This window comes from Shinella curvata, assembly GCF_022899935.1.
Lineage (GTDB): Bacteria > Pseudomonadota > Alphaproteobacteria > Rhizobiales > Rhizobiaceae > Shinella > Shinella curvata.
The window spans coordinates 205,414-223,496 of record NZ_JALJCJ010000004.1 but is presented as its reverse complement, the minus strand read 5'-3'; the positions used below and the strand labels follow the sequence as shown (position 1 = coordinate 223,496).

Annotated in this window: 17 protein-coding genes; 9 read left to right on the top strand and 8 right to left on the bottom strand. The window is 63.0% G+C overall.

Going from position 1 to position 18,083, the window contains the following annotated elements:
- The first annotated feature begins 26 nt into the window (after positions 1–26).
- From MUU55_RS16040 to MUU55_RS16000, 9 genes are all read left to right on the top strand, one after another.
- A complete protein-coding gene (locus MUU55_RS16040; RefSeq protein ID WP_244761755.1) occupies positions 27–467 on the top strand; it encodes a PTS sugar transporter subunit IIA in 441 nt (146 codons plus the stop codon).
- 148 nt (positions 468–615) lie between these two features.
- Positions 616–825, top strand: a complete 210-nt coding sequence (locus MUU55_RS16035) for a hypothetical protein (RefSeq protein WP_244761754.1) — start codon at positions 616–618, stop codon at positions 823–825.
- Complete coding sequence (locus MUU55_RS16030; RefSeq protein ID WP_244761753.1) at positions 818–1,237, top strand: hypothetical protein; 420 nt, start codon at positions 818–820, stop codon at positions 1,235–1,237. The genes MUU55_RS16035 and MUU55_RS16030 overlap by 8 nt, the downstream gene beginning before the upstream one ends.
- A 14-nt stretch (positions 1,238–1,251) precedes the next feature.
- A complete protein-coding gene (locus MUU55_RS16025) occupies positions 1,252–2,172 on the top strand; it encodes a dihydrodipicolinate synthase family protein (protein ID WP_244761752.1) in 921 nt (306 codons plus the stop codon).
- An 11-nt stretch (positions 2,173–2,183) separates the two neighbouring features.
- Positions 2,184–2,336 carry a hypothetical protein gene (locus MUU55_RS16020; protein ID WP_244761751.1) on the top strand — a complete coding sequence of 51 codons (153 nt, stop codon included), beginning with the start codon at positions 2,184–2,186 and terminating at the stop codon, positions 2,334–2,336.
- A 69-nt stretch (positions 2,337–2,405) separates the two neighbouring features.
- Positions 2,406–2,624: a hypothetical protein gene (locus tag MUU55_RS16015; RefSeq protein WP_342346060.1), complete on the top strand. Its 219-nt coding sequence runs from the start codon at positions 2,406–2,408 to the stop codon at positions 2,622–2,624.
- 119 nt (positions 2,625–2,743) lie between these two features.
- A complete protein-coding gene (locus tag MUU55_RS16010; RefSeq protein ID WP_244761749.1) occupies positions 2,744–3,607 on the top strand; it encodes a bile acid:sodium symporter family protein in 864 nt (287 codons plus the stop codon).
- A 300-nt stretch (positions 3,608–3,907) separates the two neighbouring features.
- Positions 3,908–7,549, top strand: coding sequence for a TonB-dependent receptor domain-containing protein (locus MUU55_RS16005; protein ID WP_244761748.1), 3,642 nt, complete (start codon positions 3,908–3,910; stop codon positions 7,547–7,549).
- A gap of 399 nt (positions 7,550–7,948) precedes the next feature.
- Complete coding sequence (locus MUU55_RS16000) at positions 7,949–8,497, top strand: RNA polymerase sigma factor (protein ID WP_244761747.1); 549 nt, start codon at positions 7,949–7,951, stop codon at positions 8,495–8,497.
- A gap of 56 nt (positions 8,498–8,553) precedes the next feature.
- Here MUU55_RS16000 and MUU55_RS15995 read toward each other — a convergent pair whose 3' ends face one another.
- From MUU55_RS15995 to MUU55_RS15960, 8 genes are all read right to left on the bottom strand, one after another.
- Positions 8,554–10,908 (bottom strand): polysaccharide biosynthesis tyrosine autokinase, encoded by a 2,355-nt coding sequence (locus MUU55_RS15995; protein ID WP_244761746.1) that lies wholly within the window; start codon positions 10,906–10,908, stop codon positions 8,554–8,556.
- Between the two features lie 84 nt (positions 10,909–10,992).
- Positions 10,993–11,898, bottom strand: a complete 906-nt coding sequence (locus tag MUU55_RS15990; protein WP_244761745.1) for a UTP--glucose-1-phosphate uridylyltransferase — start codon at positions 11,896–11,898, stop codon at positions 10,993–10,995.
- 4 nt (positions 11,899–11,902) lie between these two features.
- A complete protein-coding gene (locus MUU55_RS15985; protein WP_280518985.1) occupies positions 11,903–12,913 on the bottom strand; it encodes a glycosyltransferase family 2 protein in 1,011 nt (336 codons plus the stop codon).
- Positions 12,910–13,833, bottom strand: coding sequence for a glycosyltransferase family 2 protein (locus tag MUU55_RS15980; protein ID WP_244761744.1), 924 nt, complete (start codon positions 13,831–13,833; stop codon positions 12,910–12,912). The genes MUU55_RS15985 and MUU55_RS15980 overlap by 4 nt, the downstream gene beginning before the upstream one ends.
- Positions 13,830–14,828: a glycosyltransferase family 2 protein gene (locus MUU55_RS15975; protein ID WP_244761743.1), complete on the bottom strand. Its 999-nt coding sequence runs from the start codon at positions 14,826–14,828 to the stop codon at positions 13,830–13,832. The genes MUU55_RS15980 and MUU55_RS15975 overlap by 4 nt, the downstream gene beginning before the upstream one ends.
- Complete coding sequence (locus MUU55_RS15970; protein ID WP_244761742.1) at positions 14,818–16,023, bottom strand: glycosyltransferase family protein; 1,206 nt, start codon at positions 16,021–16,023, stop codon at positions 14,818–14,820. Before MUU55_RS15970 ends, MUU55_RS15975 begins: the two co-directional genes overlap by 11 nt.
- Before the next feature lie 12 nt (positions 16,024–16,035).
- Complete coding sequence (gene exoK / locus MUU55_RS15965) at positions 16,036–16,812, bottom strand: endo-1,3-1,4-beta-glycanase ExoK (protein WP_244761741.1); 777 nt, start codon at positions 16,810–16,812, stop codon at positions 16,036–16,038.
- A gap of 2 nt (positions 16,813–16,814) precedes the next feature.
- Positions 16,815–17,936 (bottom strand): acyltransferase family protein, encoded by a 1,122-nt coding sequence (locus tag MUU55_RS15960; protein WP_342346059.1) that lies wholly within the window; start codon positions 17,934–17,936, stop codon positions 16,815–16,817.
- Positions 17,937–18,083 lie beyond the last annotated feature (147 nt).

Below are 18,083 nucleotides of genomic sequence, written 5' to 3'. Positions count from 1 at the left end.
AACGCTATCTTATCACGGAGCCCATCATGCAACTCAGCGACCACCTCGCCTTGGAGAACGTCGCCGTGGACCTGCCGTCCACGTCGAAACACCAGCTCCTTAGGCAACTGGCCGACATGGCCGCCCGGCAGACAGGCATAGAGGCAGGCGTCCTCGCCAAAGCCCTTTCTGCCCGGGAACGTCTCGGCTCGACCGGTATCGGGCGGGGCGTAGCGATACCGCACGCACGGATCGACGGATTGCAGAACAACCTGGCCATGGTCGCCCGGCTCGCCCGACCGATCGACTTCGAGGCCGTCGACGACATTCCGGTCGATATCGTCGTGCTTCTCTTATCGCCAACCGCGGGGCAGAGCCTCAATATCCTCTCCTGCTTCGCGCGCCAACTGCGCGACGACGCCATGGTCAATGCCATTCGCGCTGCGACGAGCGCAGAAGAAGTTTTCGTTCTGCTAACCCGGCCCTAGTCACGACGGACTTCCCCCTATGCCTTTCCTATTTTTTCGCTCCGACACTCCAATCGAGAAACTATCCGCCGGCGCTTAGCTTGGGATCGACGTGATTGGCGCCTCTTCCCGGCGGCCGGTCGCGGCGACCCACAGCAGAGGTAACGCCATGCGCAAGGAACTGACGGAACATCATTTTCAACCGCTGTCGACGCGGATGATCTTTCTCCATCATCGGGTGCGCATGCACGACCGGGCGGGCCTGAACACCCCGCACGGAGATGAAACAGCGCGCGCCATGTCTTCGGCCGCGCGGTTCGCGCTTGCAGCGTTTCCTGTTGCCGCCGTGGTGCTGCTCGGGGTCGTCTTCCATGCCTAGGCTTTCATCAGCGCACGGCACCCTGCGCAACTCTGCGGTAGCGGCCGATCGCGTGCCGGCCGAGGCGCTTGCGGATCGCCTCGCCAATGTCACGCGCCTGCGGGAACATCATCTGTGGGAAATCCTGCGCACCCTGCCGTCTCTCACCGCGGCCCGCGACGACAGCGATTTCCGACACCTCTTCCGCGTCCTGATGGAACGCGAAGACCTCGTGGCGGCAAGCCAGGCCCTCATCGATGCCGCGCGCCCGGCCTGCCGGCTCGACCGGCTGGAATGCGTGGACGGCTACTGGATCGCCCGCATCCTGTCGGACGGTGCCGTGCCCCGCGCCGTCGCCATCCACGTCGACCGCGTGGCAGCCGTCATGGCCGCGCTTGTGACGCTGGACCGGCCTGCCCCGGTCAAACAATGAAAGGAACCCAGATCATGCCGGATTTTCGGCGCCGCATCCCCATTCAGGGGCTCATAACGGATCTCGTCACACTTTTTGCAAATGGCAGTCTGGATCTTCAGGGGATTGCCACACTCGTCAACTGGCAGATCGCCAGCGGCGTTTCCGGCCTCGCCGCCTGCGGCAGGCTTGGTGAAGCCACCTCCCTAAGCCGTGAGGAGCGACGGACCGTGCTTGCCGCCGTCGTGCAGGCCGCCGGCCTTTCGGTGCCGGTTATCGCCTCCGTCGGCACCTATGCGACCGAGGCGACGATAACACTTGCCCTCGACGCGGAAGCGGAGGGCGTGGATGCCCTGATCGTCACCACGCCCTACTACAGCAAACCGACGCAGAAGGGCATCATCGCTCACATGCGCGCCGTGGCGGACGCCTGCGCTCTTCCCATCCTTGTCCTTGCTGATCCGGCAGCGACCAGCTCGGATGTCACGGCCGAAACCCTCTGGGCGCTCAGCGATATTCCCGGCGTCCATGGTTTCATCGACGCCTCGGGCGATATCGCGCGCCTCGCCGTGATCGATCGAAAGCTGCGCGAACGACTGGTGCTCTATTCCGCTCACGACACGACGGCTTTCGCTTTCAATGTGCTCGGCGGAAGCGGCACGTTTTCGACCGCTGCGAACCTCGCGCCGCGCCTGACGAGCGCCATGCACCAGGCGCTGCGCACCCGCAATGTGGATCTTGCGCTGGATTTGAAGGACCGTCTTGCGCCGCTCTTTTCTGCGCTCGGCGAAACGCCGGATCCAGCCAATATCAAACACGGGCTCGCCTCGATCCTCGGCCTTGCCGAAACGGTGCGGTTGCCGCTCGTGCCCGTCGCGCCGCTGGCCAAAGCCGCCATAGACAGCGCGCTTGCCGGCCTGCCGGAATGTGCCGTGCCGCTGGCGAGGGTAAGCTGAAGGAGACGGGCATGGCGAACAAGAAGAACTCCCGGAAAACGGTGGCGATCGCTGCCGCCGTTCCACAATCGAAGCCGCAGCTGCCGATCCCGGCGCTCCTGCTCCGCGTCGGCCTGATTCTTGCCGCCGCCGGCATCGTGCAGCAGTTTCTCCCCCATCCCTAAGCGCGCAAAGCCGCTGCATCTCTCCCAACGAAAGGACCACCCATGCGCCCCCGCACCCGACACCTTCGCTTGCACCGCCCTCCCGCTGCCATCGAACCGCCCCGTTTCACGGTCGGGCGCGACCATCACGGCTGGTGGGTCGTCGAGGATCGCCTCGGCCGCGTCGGCGGCATCTTTGTCACCGAAGACGCCGCCATGCACTACGCCCTGGAGGAGAGCAACCGGGACCGCAACGCGGTGCAATGCCGGACGTCAAGCAATCCTGTCGAATTCCGCCTCGGCGGTTGAGTGACCCGCGCGCCAGCGCAGACGCCGCTACGCTGACGACATCCCAAGTTAATGGCTCGAACACACAACCTTGATACTTTGTGGATGGGATAGGTCATTTCCAGGGGAGGGGAAACGGAATGGAGCAGTCGGCTCTCATCGATATCGGCTTGCCGGCAGTCGTGTTCATCATCATGACCGGTATCGGCATGACGCTCTCTCCAACAGATTTCGAGCGTGTGGCAACGCGCCCGAAAGCCTTGATCTGGGGCATCACAGCCGCTCTCGTCATTCTTCCTCTTCTTGGTCTTGCGCTCGCCATCATCCTCGATTTGCCGCAGGAGATTGCCATCGGGCTGGTCATCACAGCCGCCTGCCCGATCGGCACGACAACGAGCCTGTTTTCCTATCTCGCGCGGGGAGATGTCGCCCTTTCCATCGCTCTCAGCGCCATTGGCTGCGTCGTCGCGACGGCGACACTTCCGCTCTTCGCGAACTTCGCTATCGACTATTTCGGCAATGGCGACATGCAGGTGCATCTCCCCATCCTGCGCACGATCGGGATGATGCTTCTGATCATCCTCTTTCCTGTCCTGCTCGGAATGGCCATACGCCGCAAGGCTCCCGGTTTCGCTGCCCGGGCAGAGAGGCTGCTTGCTGCCTTTGGCATCCTGGTGCTGGTCATACTCATCGTCGGAATAGGCGCCTCCGTATACGACCGATGGGTGAGCATACTTCTCAGCGCCGGACCGGCCGTTGTCGGATTGACTGCAACGGGTATCGCCGTCGGTCTTGCCGGCTCGCGCCTGCTGGGTCTTACGTCAGCCGAGGCGACAACGGTCGCCCTGTCGGTCAGCATTCGCAACGCCGCGATCGGCATGGTTCTGGCCATTACCATGATGCGCTCACCGGAGGTGGCCGTACCGCCGGCGCTATTCGGCCTGCTCATGTACGCTTCGGGGTTCGCGCTGGTCGCGTATGGTCGCAGAAAGACAAGGGTTTAGGGCCGAAGGCTCTCTGCATCCCGATAGAGCGATAGCGTCGTTGCCAACGCCAAAGAGGGCGATCAACACGAAGATACCGGAGCGTGCGCGCTCACGTCCGTCTCGTCCGGCTTCGTTTACTTCGAGGTCCGACAGTCTAGCGAAATCCGGCCGAATCGTTGACATAGTGCAACACTGACGCGCAAACGAAACGCGTTGCACGCCCTTCCACGACCTTTGCTCCTGCTCGCGTTGACAATCGCGAAGCGCCCCGCCTACGTGCGGCTTTGTTCATGACGATTTCGATTAGCGGTGCGGCAAATGCGATCTGGTTCACGGCAGTTGGCGTTGATTTCGTTTGGCCTGGCGATACCGGCAATCGCCGTCGCCGAGCCGCAGCCGCGTACGCCGCTGATCAGCGGCCAGATTGTGCAGACGCGGATCGGTGAGGACATCTCGTTCATCGAAACACCCGCCCTCCGGCCGCTTGAAATCGGCCAGGATGTGAAGGCGGGCGACGTGGTCCGCACCAACGAGATCGGCCAGGTCGCCCTCGTCTTTGCCGATCGAACCCAGGTCAGGGTTGGCAGAAACTCCGTTCTCGTAGTGAAGGATGTGCGCGCAGACGGCGGCGTCTCACTGGAATTGCGCAGCGGCCAGCTCTACGGCCGCGCGGCACGCGGAGGCTCCGGCGTCACCGTCGAGACACCGGCCGCCACCGCGGCGATCCGTGGAACGGACTGGGCGATGACGGTCGTTTCCGAACGCACCACGCTCAGCGTCATCGAAGGACTGGTCGATCTGTCCAATGCAAGTGGTCTGGTCAGTGTCGGCACGGGCGAAGCGGCGGTTGCGACACTCGGCGGTGCGCCCTCCAAGATCGTGATAGCGGGCGGCGATATTCGGCAGCAGATGCTGTACAATCTCAGCCTCCGCGAAGCCTTCGGCGGCAGCGGGATCGTCAAGCCGCGTCGCAACGGTGCCGATGAAGAAGCGTCCGGGTTAACACCCGAGACGCCGGTGTCGACCCAGGACATGGTTGCCGCGGCCGAGATCAGTTTCGAGCTTTACGGCAAGGCCGGCACGATCGAGGCGATCGCCGCCGCCCGTAAAGGTTCGCTCTCTGCCGCACAGCAGGCGCGGCTGGACTACCTCGAGGGCAGGATGCTTGCAGGCGCACGCCGCTATGCCGAAGCGGCAGCGCTTTTGGACAGGGCGCAGAAAGGACTTTCCGGCGAAGACCGCATCAGCGCCGGATATCTCGCGTATTTCGCCCATTCGCTGGCCAATCCGACGGTCGTCCATCCGAAGCCCAGACCGGTTTCGGCCTCCTTCGCCTCCCTGATGGGCGAAGAGACAATCGCTGCCATGCTGAAATCTCCCCGCGACGCGATGGAACTGCTGCAGCAGGCAGAGCCGCGTTTTGGCGGCGATATTCGCTTGCAGATCGCAATCGCCGAGCGAGCGATGCAAACCGCTGATTTCGGCGTCGCCTTGAGGGCAATTCGCAAGGCAGAGCAGATCGATCAACGCGACCCGGCGCTTCTCCATATCCGGGCGCAATATCGATCCCATGTCGAAGGCGACGTGCGCGGTGCCGTGCGTGACCTGGAGGCCGCAACGGATCGTTCTCCCGGTAGATGGGAGTACTGGCTGAGCCTCGGACAGGAACAGGTCGGACGGCTCGCCACCAGGGAAGCCGAAGCCGCCTATCGCAAGGCCCTCGAACTCGACCCGGATGCGCCTGAAACGCTGGCGAGCTATGCTGGGCTTTTGCTCTATGCCGGGCGCAATGACGAAGCACGCCACCTGGTCGACCAGGCCCTGGCGGACGATTCCTCGTTCGAACTCGCGCTCTACCAGCGTGGCCGGGCGAAGCTCCAGTCGGGTGATCCGGATGGCGGGCTCGATGACATGCTGCGCGCGACCGCGGCCAATCCCACCTATGGGCGTGGTCTCATCGCTCTCGGGGCAACCTACGCAGCGCGGGGGGAAATGGAGCCGGCTGCTCAGTCTTTCGAACTTGCCGACAGACTCGATCCGACATCGCCGATCATGGCGCAGTATCGAGCGCTTCTGGAACTCTATAACTACGAACTGGACCAGGCGATCGAACTGGGCCAGGAATCGGTCAAACGGGCACGAGCGCGCGGTGGCGACTACAGTTCGGTGGAAGCCAGCGACGATTTCGGTTCGACGCTCGGCGGCATCTACCGAACAGCCTCCCTCAATGCGTGGGCGCGATACTGGGGCGATCGGGCTTTTGATCCGTTCCAGGGCGCGAGCTACTTCGATCAGAACCTGACCGGCAGCGTATCGCCATTCGCCACCGCTCGCGGCCTCGTGGCGGTGACCGAGCCGAACACCGGCGATGATGCGGCGTTCTCGGGCTACATTCAGGGCGCCCTGCTTGATCCGCTCGCAATTGTCAGCCCTCGCCGCCGGCCGGCTTTTTACCGGTTCCCCTTCCAGGAAACCGAGATCGGCGTCGGCATGACGACCATGGGCCGAGACATCCAGCTGACGGGGTCGGCGAGCTACCAGAAACTGGGCTACGATCCGCTCCCCTATGCGCTGACGACGGATCTCACCTATTTACACATGAATCCGTCCTTCGCCGACCAGACGGCGCAGAACCTCACCTCCCTCACCGTGTTTGGCGCCCAGTTGACGCCGGACGATCGCATCGTCGGCTACCTGAACGGCGGGCATGTCGAAGGCGGAGTGTCAATCGACGGCGCCATCAGCGACGGGCACGACGTGACCCGCCGCGACACGCTCAATGCCGATGGCCTGGATATGTTTCTCGGCTGGAGCCACACGTTCGAATATCGCAACGTCCTCAATGTCGGGCTCTTCAGCACGATCCTTGACAGGTCCGGGCGAGACTCCCTCGTTCGATACTCGACCGACGGGGATCCCATCGGCGAAGATAGCGATGTGGACGAAGACGAATTCTCCATGAAGCTGGGCGTCTCGCATCTCTTCGAGGTTGCGGACGACGTCACCTTGCGCTGGGGCCTGGAGGGCGGCCAGTCGGAATATGAGGTATCATCCTCCCTGTTCCGGTACTTCATCTTCGACCCGACCATCAACGTGCGGGACCCCGCCATCACAACCCATGTCGAAGGCGAGAACGTGCGCGCGTGGATCGGCGGCATGGCCAAGCTGACACCTGACGTCGAGGTGGAGGCCAACCTGTTTGTGGATTGGTACAATCAGAACGATGTCGAGGATACAAGTTTCAATCCGCATGTTGGCATCGCCTGGGAAGTGACGGAAGGGCAATATCTGCGGGCGGCCTATGCAGAACGCACGCCGCTCAGCGAGCGAAGCACGCTTTCACCGCTGACCATCGTAGGGCTCAGGGCCGACAACCCTCCGGCCTTTGGCGAAACGAAGACCGCGATGATGCGTTGGGATGCCGAATGGACTGATCGCTTTTTCACCGCGGTCGAGTATCAGCATCAGGAAATCGAGAACCTCTCGGTCGGCGTACCCGTCTACAACTATGCTCTGAACCTTCCCGAAGCCCGGATTGACCGTTTGACATTCAATGCGAACCTCTGGATCGGCGGCGGCGTTACCTTCTTTGCCAACTATTCGCGCATCTGGGGCGGCAACCCGGTTCCCGATTGGAACGACTGGCTGCCGACGGTTCCCGAGCATACCGGCCGCATCGGCTTCAGCTACATGAGCCCGGAGCGTTTCACGTTCTTCGTCGCGGAAAGCTACATCGGCAAGCGGGTATCCTTCACGACGGATGTTCATGGCGCATCCAGAGAAACCGTGTGGATGGATGACGCGTTCGTCACGGACATCGGCGCAGGCTGGGAATCGGAGGATCGCCACCTTTCGCTCTCGTTCAGCGTCTCGAATGTCTTCGATGAAGATGTCGATGTCGCACCGCTCGTACCCGGCCCCGGGCGAATGTTCAGCGCGTCCATAAGGGGCCGCTTCTGATCGCACAGATTGGCACTCGCCGTATCAGGGGTGCGGGGAAAGAGAACACCGCAGCCGCTTCTCACTGGTCGTAACGCCTGATCGCCGGAGCCGGGGAGCGTGTACCGCCCTGATCGGTTGCGCCCAAAAGATCGTTGCAAAAATGCCGCACGTCTCGGCATTCTCATCATGGGTTTCAGCAGCGGCATGCCCGACGCAGATCGAATTCTGGCAACGAAATCAGACATAAGATGAGTTTTTTCATCTTGTTTTAATCGCCTCGGTATTCGCGTCATGCGAATATTGTAAGCTATTGCACTTGCAGCGATTTTATCAAACGGATAGCCATTCCACATCACCGCGAAAACCCTCGGTTTGTCCGAGCCACGGTCATCATATTGAATCTGGAACAGACTGCCGATGTCGCGCTCCCCTTCTCCAATCGCCTGGGACGTCCTTGACGGCAATGACCTCCTGAACCGAGCGATGGAGGCGCACTATGCCGACATCACGAAGGCTGTGCGTCGCAAGGGCCATCCGCTTTCCACCGCCAGGGATGTCGTTCACGACCTCTACATCAAGCTTGCGGCTCAGCCGGATGTGCTTCGCAACAAGCGGTCGATCAAGGCCTTTCTCTGCCGATCCGCCGTCAACCTCGGCATCGACCGGCTGCGGCGGGAAAACAGGGAAGCGCGACTTTTCTCCGGCACCGAGAAGGAGGCGATGGCCGTCCCCAGCCTTGGGCCTGCGCCGGACCTGGCGCTCGAAATAGAGGCGCGCGTGGCAATCCTCCGCGATGCGATCGGCGAACTGCCGGAACGGCGCCGGGTCGTCTTCATCCTGCACCGTCTGCACCATCTTTCGCCGGACGAGATTTCAAGGAAACTCAAGATTTCGCGCAATATGGTCGACCGCCATCTGCGGCGTGCGTTTGCCCATTGCCTCGACCGCCTTCTCCACGTCGACTAGGAGATCGTGGTCGAAGGACCGTGCACCACATTTCTCATCAAATCGATAGGCCGGGCCTAACCGGTCATGCCTTTCATACTGTCGGTATAATACTGCTCGTAAAGATCCCGGTACTGCTCCGCGCCCCCGGCATCACTATAGCGGGCCAATGCGGTCATGTCGGTCTTGTTGAGGATCACGCCGAGTGTCTTCCCCTCGATGCGGTGTTCGGCGGCAAGGAGGTCGCGCACGAAGTTCGCGGATGTCTTGCCCCATTCGACGACGAACAGGAAACCGTCGGCCAGCGGCTCGAAAGCCTTAGCATCGACCACGGGACCAAGCGGCGTCAGATCGACCACGACATAATCGAAATTCTGCCGCGCCTCGTCGATGAGGTGCGCCATCGCTGCGGAGGACATCAGCTCGTTCGCTTCATTCCGCCGAGCCTCGCCCGGGTGTAGCGCAATCGGAAGGATGGCGAGCTGGGAGCGGCGATCGGTCTTGACCGCCTGCGTCCAGGGAACCTCGCCGCGCAGCACCTCGACGAGCCCGGTTTGCGGGGTCGGCTTCATCATGGCGCTGAGACCCGGCCGGCGGACGTCCGCATCGATCAGCAGCGTGCGTTTGCCGCTGACGGCAAGAAGGGCCGCAAAATTGGTCGCAACCGTGGACTTGCCTTCACCCGGCAGCCCCGAGGTGACGCCGATCACGCGGCTCTGGCGGCCGTGCAGCATGGTTTCGGCCGTGAGCTTGGCGTTTCGCAGGGTCTCGGCGAAGGCAGAGCGGGGCGCGTCCAGCACCACGCGCGTCATGCGCTCGAGCGGAATGACATCGTCATCCTCCGCCGCGGATGGTGGCTCTGCCTTGACGGGCATGGCGCCGATCATCGCGGGCTTGCGCTTCGTCTGCCTGCCACCGACGAGCGGCAGATAACCGAGCGGCTTCAGACCCAGGATGGTGCGAACATCGTTCTCGAGGCGGAAGGCGCGCTCGCGCATTTCCTGCACCAACGTCAGCGTGCCACCGGCCATCATGCCCAGCACCAGCGAGAGGCCCAGCACCATGGTCTTGCTGGGGCTCGACGGCGAAACCGGCACGCCGGCATCCGAAATTACCCGCGCCTTTGCGATCGGGAAGGACTGCTTCTGCGAAGCCTGCTCAAAACGGCCAAGGTAACTTTCCGAAAGCGCCTTCAGCGCCGTCGCCTTCTGCTCCAGTTCGCGCAGACGCACCGAGGAGCGGTTCGCATCGGCATTGTTGCCGGCAACCTTCTGGATATTCTCCCGGAGCGAAACCTCGCGCGAACGGGCGACGTCGTATTCGTTGCGGTAGCTTGCCGTCAATTGCTGAAGCTCGCGGTAGATCTGTCCGGCGATATCCTCCTTCTCCGCGCGCAAGGCAGTCGCCTGCGGATGATCGGCACCAAAAGTCTTCGTGATGTCCTCGGCGCGTTTGAGGACGGAATTGTAGCGGCCGCGCAGTTCCTGAAGCGCGGAGGCGTCGGCTCCCTGCGCGGGAACGGTCGCGTTGTCGATCGCCTTGTCCGGCCCCTGCTCGACGATCGCCTTGAACTGGGCGTAGCGGGCGGACGCGCTCGCGGCATCGGCCTGTGCCAGGATGAGCTGACTGTTGAGGTCGGAAAGCTGCTGTTCCGACATCAGCTCACCGCGGGCAGTGGTGAGGCCGTTTTCCGCGCGATACTGCTCCACCTCGAGGGACGCCTCCTGCGCGCGTGCCTGAATATCCGTCAGTCGTTCCTGAAGCCAGGCGGATGCCTGTTCCGTGGCCGTGAAGTTGGCGCTCAACTGGTCCTCGAAGAAGGCTTCCGCATAACGTTTGGTAATCGCGGCGGCGAGCTGCGGATCGGTCGAGCGGAAGGAGACGGCGAGCACGGCGCTGCGCGACACACGCTCCACCGTCAATGCCTGTTGCAACACCGCGGCCGCTTTCTCGCGGCGCCCGCTGGCAAGGGCCTCCTTAGAGGCCTGTGGTCCGGCATCACCGAAGGACGTCAGGGACTTGATCCATCCCTTGACGATCGCGACGGGCGATTGCGGCGGATTGGAGATGGTTTCGTTATCGGCAAGTTTCAGATCATCGACGACGCGCAAGGCAAGACGGCCGGATTTCAGAATCTCGGCGGCGCTGGCAATGCGCATGTCGACCTGCTGGCTGCTCTGCGGCGCCGGCTCGCTTTCCTCCGCGTAGCGCGACAGATCCTCGTCGAGCAGGATCTGCGTCATCGACGTATAGACCGGCGTTGCAAACACGAGGTAGGCCACGCCCAACGCGAGCGCGAGCGCGACGGTGAGGCCGATCAGCCGCGCCCGACGAACGAGGATCGTCAGCAGGCGGTTGAGGTCGATGAAGGAATCGGATGGATCCGGTTCCCGTCTCAGGATGCTGCTGTGCGGTACGGTGCTTTGATGCATGGGGCTCCGTTCTGCCTTTCGGGCGCGATGGAAACTCTGTCCTCCCGGAGACGGCCCCGGGTCCTCCCATCCAGGGCCTTGCTCTTATGCCGCGCGAATCCGGCCCTCGTGCGACGACATCATCTCACGCAGGGACTGGTAGACCGCGCCGCCGATGTCCGGTCGGGCCAGTGCGAAGGCGACATTGGCCTCGATGAAGCCGTGTTTGGAACCGCAGTCATAGGTCCGCCCCTCATAGACATGGGCGTGGAAGGGCTGGGTTCCCGAGAGCTTCAACATGCTGTCCGTCAGCTGGATCTCGTTGCCCGCGCCACGCTGCTGGCGGGCGAGATGACCAAAGATTTCCGGCTGGAGGATGTAGCGGCCGTTGAGGAAAAGATTGGACGGGGCGTCATCGACCCGCGGTTTCTCCACCATATGGGTCACGGCAAAACCGTGGCGCACGGCAGCACCCTTGCCGACGATGCCGTATTGCGAAACCTCTTCCGGCGCGCATTGCTCGACACCGACAACATTGCCGCCCACCTCGCCATAGAGATCCATCAGCCCGGCAAGGCAACCGCGCGGGCCAAACGAGATCATGTCCGGTAGCAGCAGCGCAAAGGGCTCGTCACCGATAACGTCCCGGGCGCACCAAACCGCGTGACCAAGGCCGAGCGGCGCCTGCTGGCGCGTAAAACTCACCGAGCCGGCCTGCGGCAGAAGTTCGCCCAGTTCGCGGACCTTGTCGCCCTTGCCGGATTTTTCGAGCGAAGAAATCAGCTCCGGCGTGTCGTCGAAATGATCCTCGATGACCTGCTTGTTGCGGCTGGTCACGAAGACGACATGCTCGATTCCGGCCTCGCGCGCCTCGTCGAGGGCATATTGCACGACGGGTCGATCGACGATGGTCAGCATTTCCTTGGGCATGGCCTTGGTGGCCGGCAGGAAGCGCGTTCCGTTGCCGGCGACGGGAATGATGGCCTTGCGGACAGTTCTGGTTCGCTGCATGGCATTATCCTTTGTTTCTGAGCGCGCGGTCCTGCGCTGTCGTTGGGGACGAGGCGGCATTGCACGCGGCCGTCTTGCGAAGGGATGGCGCGATGAAACGACGCCACCGGGCGGCTACCGGCATTGAAAGATGCCGGAGTGCGAGGGGATCGCCGAGCGCCACTTTGATGGCAGGCCCGAACGAACGGTTCTGAAGATGCTGGACGAGCGTGAGGAAGGCCCGCGTTTCCTGAAGGTTGCGCGTGCGGCGGCGTTGGGCAGAGCCGGCGGCGCCTGTCGTCAGCGGGAAGCGGGCGAGAAACCGCTGGTCGCCGGCAAGCATCGCCTCGACGTGATGCCGGTGCAGCAACCGCGAAATCGAGCCTTCGCGTATATGATAGACATAACCGGCCGCCGGTGAGACCACGCACCGGCCACCCGCGGCAAGGGCGGAGGCGAACAGCAGATAGTCCTCGCCGATCCGCAGCGCCTCGTCATAGGCGAGGTCGTTGTCCTCGAGGAAAGCACGCCGGAAGATCGGCTTCATATAGCCGAAATTGTGCGTGCTGCGGAAAATCCGGTTGGAATCGATGAAATCGGGAAGCGTGATCTGCGGTGTTCGAGCCAGCAGGTCGTCCGGGAACATGGTTTCGATCCGGCCGTCGAGATGCAGGACGAAAAGATTATCGACAGCAAGTGCGGCGTCTTCACGCTCGGCCGCCGAGACCATACGGCAAAGCCGCCCGGGCTGCATCGTATCGTCCGCGTCGAGAACGGCGATCCAGCGCCCACGCGCGGCGGCAAAACCGGCATTGCGCGCGCCGCCAGGGCCGCGATTGCGGTCCAGGGCGAGCAGGCGGACGGCCGGATCGCCAAGAGCGGTGACGGTGGATCGCGTCGTGTCCGTCGATCCATCATCGGTGACGATCACCTCGACCGTTACGCCCTGTTGTGCGAGGGCGCTTCTGATGGCGCGCTGGATCGTATCGGCCGCGTTGTAGGCGGCGATGACGATGCTGACATCGGGGCCGGTCATTGGGCCGTCTCCAGCTTGCCATAGGGTTCGATGGCACGCGCACCGAACAGACCGCCGATGGCGCCCGCATGCAGCAGGCCGCGCAGCAGGAACCGGTTGCGGCGAATGGGGAAAAGCGCGAAGGCGGCAGCACCTGTCAGGCAGATGGCGCATTTTGCACCGGCCAGGGCCGCGGCCTTGGTGCGTGCCAGACCATCACGCCGCTCGGCAAGCAAGCGCCCATGCGTCTGGCCCATGCGCAACCGCCTCTGGGCGAGCCAGGTGAACCGGGCGCGCGCGGCGGGGACGGGCTCCTCCACCCACGCATCGGCGGCAAAGACGATGCGGCCACCCGCATCGTAGACACCGCTGAAAAAGGCGGAATCCTCGCCGCCGCTGCGGCCGAGTGAACGATCGAAACGGCGACCCGCGATCGCCGGCGCCGTGAGGCGCATCAGGACGTTGCAGGTATAACCCGTGCGGATTTCGCCCTTTACCCAGACCGGGCGGGTCGCATGAAAATCGCCGCGCCGCATCCAATCCGGAGCACCGGGCCCGTAGAGGGCGCGCACCGGTCCCAGTACGACATCCGCCCCGTTCAGCTCCGCAGCATAGAGCAGACGGGCCAGCCATTGCGGTTCGACCGTCTCGTCATCGTCTACGAAGGCGAGGAAATCCGCATCGCTGCTATCGAGGCAGGCATTGCGGGCAATCGAAATATTGCCAGCCGGGCAGTGGATATAGGCCAACTCCATCGGCAACCAGGCGACGACGGCCTCGACACGTTGATAGGCGCTCGGCTCGACATCGTTGTCGGCGACGATAACGCGAAGGCTGATACCCGGCGGGATCTTCAGGGTGGCCAGGGATGCAAGCGTTTCCGTCAACACCTCACGGCGGAAGGTGCAGACGGCAATGTCGATACGAAGCGGCGCCCTCATGCCGGCACCCTGCGCTGCCGGATATCGAGCATTTCACGCCAGAAGCCGGCCGACCACGCGAAGTGCATGATCATCGCCGACACGGCGGCGAGCGGGCCATAAGGATTGCGCTGACCGAGCGCCATCCAGGCGCCATAGCCGAGGCAAGCCGCCGCCCATAGCAGGAAGGGCACGGCTGCAACCCACGTCAACGCCGCGAGGAACGCACCAACGGCGACCGGCGCCACCATCAAGGGCAGCATCTGGCGTAGACTCGGTCGCGCGCGGTGTTTCAGGAAGTTGCGTGCCCTGCCGCGGCCATAGCCGAAATACTGCCTAAAGAGCGGGAGGGCGCTGGCGCGCGGATGATAGATCATGCTGGTGCGCGCGGTCATCCAGATGCGATACCCTGCTTGATTGAGGCGGTAGTCGCACTCGGCATCTTCGTTGGCCGTGAAATTTTCGTCATACCCACCGACGGCCCGGAACGCCGAGATGCGCATCAATGCATGATGACCGTGGTCGGCCCAATGGCTCTGTGCGCCGACGCGATGTTTGGCGCCGCCGTTGCCGAGCACGGAATTCTGCGCGACGGCGGTCGCTTTCTGGAAGAGGCCGAAACCAACGGTCTGCATGGCGACGACCACGGAATCGGCCCCCGTTTCCAATGCTTCCTCAACCAGCACGCGGCAGTAGTCCTGGGGATAGGTGCCGTGCGCGTCGATGCGGATCATGTAATCGTGCTCGACGCCAAAGGCTTCGATGGCGAGATTGATTCCCGCGCTCTGAACGCGTCTGGGATTGTCGAGCACGTGCATCATCGGCAGGCGTGCGGCGAGGCTGCGGGCGATATCGCGCGTGCCATCCGTGCTGCCGCCATCGACCAGGACGAGCGTCGCATTGAGCTCGGCAAGGGTCGGCTCGAGCTGGCTCACCAGCGATTCGAGATAGGGCGCCTCGTTGAGGCACGGAATCACGATCAGGCAGCGCACGGCTGCGACAGCATCAACGGTCATGGCAATCCACCTTGTTGGCGACGAGAGAGGGAATGGGCTGCGGCATCGCACCCTGCTCCACCGGACGGCGAAGGGCGGCGAGACGCTGGACGAAAGCAGCGCAATCGGCGCGGTCGAGAACCCATGGCCGTGTGCCGCGCCGGACGAGATTGGCGTGAAGCGCCTGGTAGGCGGCTTCATCGAAATCCGCGAAGCGGCCGATCAGGGCGTCCAGCCGTGCATCGGCAAGCGTGAGACCCACGCCGTGCTGCGTGGCAAGCCGCGCCGTCTCCGTCCCGTCGAGAACGATCGGCAGAGCACCATGGCGGCAGCCCTCGTAGAGCCGGTTCGGCAGAAGCCAGAGCGAATTCCGTCCCTCCTCGAAGAAGTCTATAGCCCAGGTGAAATCGACCTCGGCATAGATAGCGGCGAGGTCTTCCGGATTGCGGTAAGGACCTTCGAACCGAAGGAAAGGCTCACGGGCAACGAGAGCATCGAAGCCGTCAAACTCGCTGCGCACCGGCCGGCCGCGCAGCACAACCTCGAAGCGGCCCTCCATGCGCCGGGTGAAGGCAGCGAGCAGATCGAAGGACTTGCGGCAGCGGATCGCCCCGAACCAGCCGATGCGCCAAGGTGTGCCCGGCACTCTGCTGTGGGCCGGGATGGCCGTTTCGTGGCCATCGAGTTCCAACACCCGGTTCTCGAGCAGATGAACGGGTGTTCGGAGGCCGGACAACGGCTTGAAATAGTGCTCGACGAAGGCTGGTGAGCTTGTGACGAGAAGGTCGGTCTTGCGGCTGAAATGGCGCTCCGCCGCCCTGAGCGCCTTGCCGGTCACACCATCACCCAACAACAAGCGATGCACATCGAGGCATTCATAGGCAACGGGCACATCGCCGAAATGCGTGGAGGCACCACCGGCGAGCGCCAGCATTTCGAGATTGCGTGCAACGATGACATCGGGCCGTGGAATACCGGCCAGCAGCCGCGGGAGTTTCACGGCCGCGCCCGCCACGGCAACGAGACGCTGGACGAAACGGGCATCCGCAGTGGCACCGAGTTCGAACGGGGTAATGCCCTCGATGTCCGCGAGATGGTTTTCGCCGCGCCGGAAGCCGGCGAGCGTCACGGCAGCGCCGCCCGCGGCAAGCATGAGCACCCGCCTGCGGACGGCGGGATCGGAGAGGTCGTGAACGAGATAAAGAACCCTGGGCATCGGCTTCATCCGTCAGTTCACCAGGCAGGCGACGGAACCGTCGAACTGGCAGGGATCGCCTTCTGCCGTGAAGGCAATGCGCTCGACGTCGAGCGTCGCCTTGCCGGCAAAAGCGAAACGACCCATCCAGTCCGACAATGTGTCGGTGCCCCAGAGCGAGAGGAAGATTTTCTGGGCATTGGACGGCAGCTTCGCGGGGTCCGTCACGTCATGTACGAGCACGCCGTTGACGTAGTAGCGCAGGCGATCCTTTTGCCAGGCGAAGGCATAGTCGTTGAAATCGCTATCGGCGCCACCCTCTACGGGCACCAGTTTTTCGTTGCCGCCCTTGCCGGCGACATACTGGTTGACCTGCACGCGGCTCGTATCCTTGCCGAGAACCTCGAAGTCGATCTCGTCATGCGGCTTCTTGTCCGCGGGGCCGATGTAGCTGAAGAAAGCCGAGTTAAGGCCGGGGCCGGTCGCCGCCTTCATCCGCACTTCGTAAATGCCGTAGCCGTAGCGCTTGCGGGTTTGCACCTCGCCGCAGGAGAACTGTCGTTCGCCTTGAGGCTTGGCATCGAACGAGAGCGTGAGTTTGCCGCCATCGACCGCGACCTGATCCTTCGACCAGGTGCAGTTCTGGTGTCCTCCATTGTTCCAGCCGTCGGAAACGTACCAGCGGGCGGTATCGAGCGTATCGAACTCGTCAACGAAGGAGGTGCCGCTCGCGCCTTCCTGGGCGGCCAGCGGGCCGGCGGAAAGCAGGATCGTAGCGACGCAGAGTGTTTCTCTCAGGGGATAGGTCATTGTCACCTCCGGTGGGCGATGGAGCCATTGGGCTCCATCCGCGGATGGCTGGCCACGGGCCGTTTCTGGCTGCCTGCACGGCGGCCGGTGAGGATGGCGGCGAGGGTCGGCGTGAAGCGCCGTGCTGCTGCATGGGTCGAAATAAGGATGGCAAGCGCCAGCGCCGGGCTTGCCGCGTAGAACAGCGGATAGCTGTCAATGCCGAGCCGGTTCCAGACCATCCAGAACAGGATGAGCAGCGGATAGTGCCCGCAAAAAACCCAGAAACTCAGGCCGCCGAGCCGCGACAACGCTTGGCCCATATCCGTGCGGATGAGCAGCGCCGAGAGCGCCCAGGCAGCAAAAATACCGCCAATTGCCGCAAGAGCACGCAACATGTCGAGCCAAACAGGAAATTCCGGACCGAAGGCATAGAGGGCGAAGGAGAGCAGCAGCGCCATCGCGAGAGCGACGAGCACGACGGGCACGGCGAAACGGTCCAACCGCGTAATATCGACGCGATGCAGTGCAGCGGCAACGCCGAAGCTGAAGCCGAACAGGATGGATTTCTTCAGGAAGATGCCGTTTGGCAGCGGCAGCACCGCATAAGCCAGCATCAGGATGAGCACGGTGCGCGGATAGCGCATGACGGCCAAGGCGATAAGCGGCGACAGCAGCAGGCAGAGCAGCAGATCGCGCAGGAAATAGAGCGGGATGTTGATGGGCCAGGTTTCGATGGCAAGGCCTAGATTCAGCAGATCGCGCGGGCCGGCGTTCACCACATCCGGCAGATAACCGAAACCGATGCCCCGTGTCTGCGCAGCATAGACGAGGACGAGAAAGGCCGTGTTCCAGAGAAGGACGGGCAGCAGGATGGTCGAAGCCTTGCTGCGCATGGTCCGGCCATAGTCGAACCCCTCAAGGCCGCGATGGAAGAGCAAATAGCCGGAGATGGCGCTGAGGCACGGCACGCCGATGCGAAACAGGCTGTCGGCGAGGAAAACGCGCAGCCAGTCAAGCCCGCCATATGTGCCCGCGTAAGGGCTTGTCGCCGGATCATAGGGAACATGCACGAAGATGATCCCTGAAATCAGCACGATGCGCATCAGGTTGATGCGCGCTGAAACGGTCGCGTCGATAGTCACGATGTCCGTCACCCCTCTGGTGAGCCGATCCCCCCGGACGGCGTTCAAACAAGAGCAGACTGGAGCCTACGAAGAGAAGTGTGGGTGACGGGGCGGCAAAAAATATGGCGACGCAGCAATTTTATGAGCAAGGCAGGTTGCATCGCA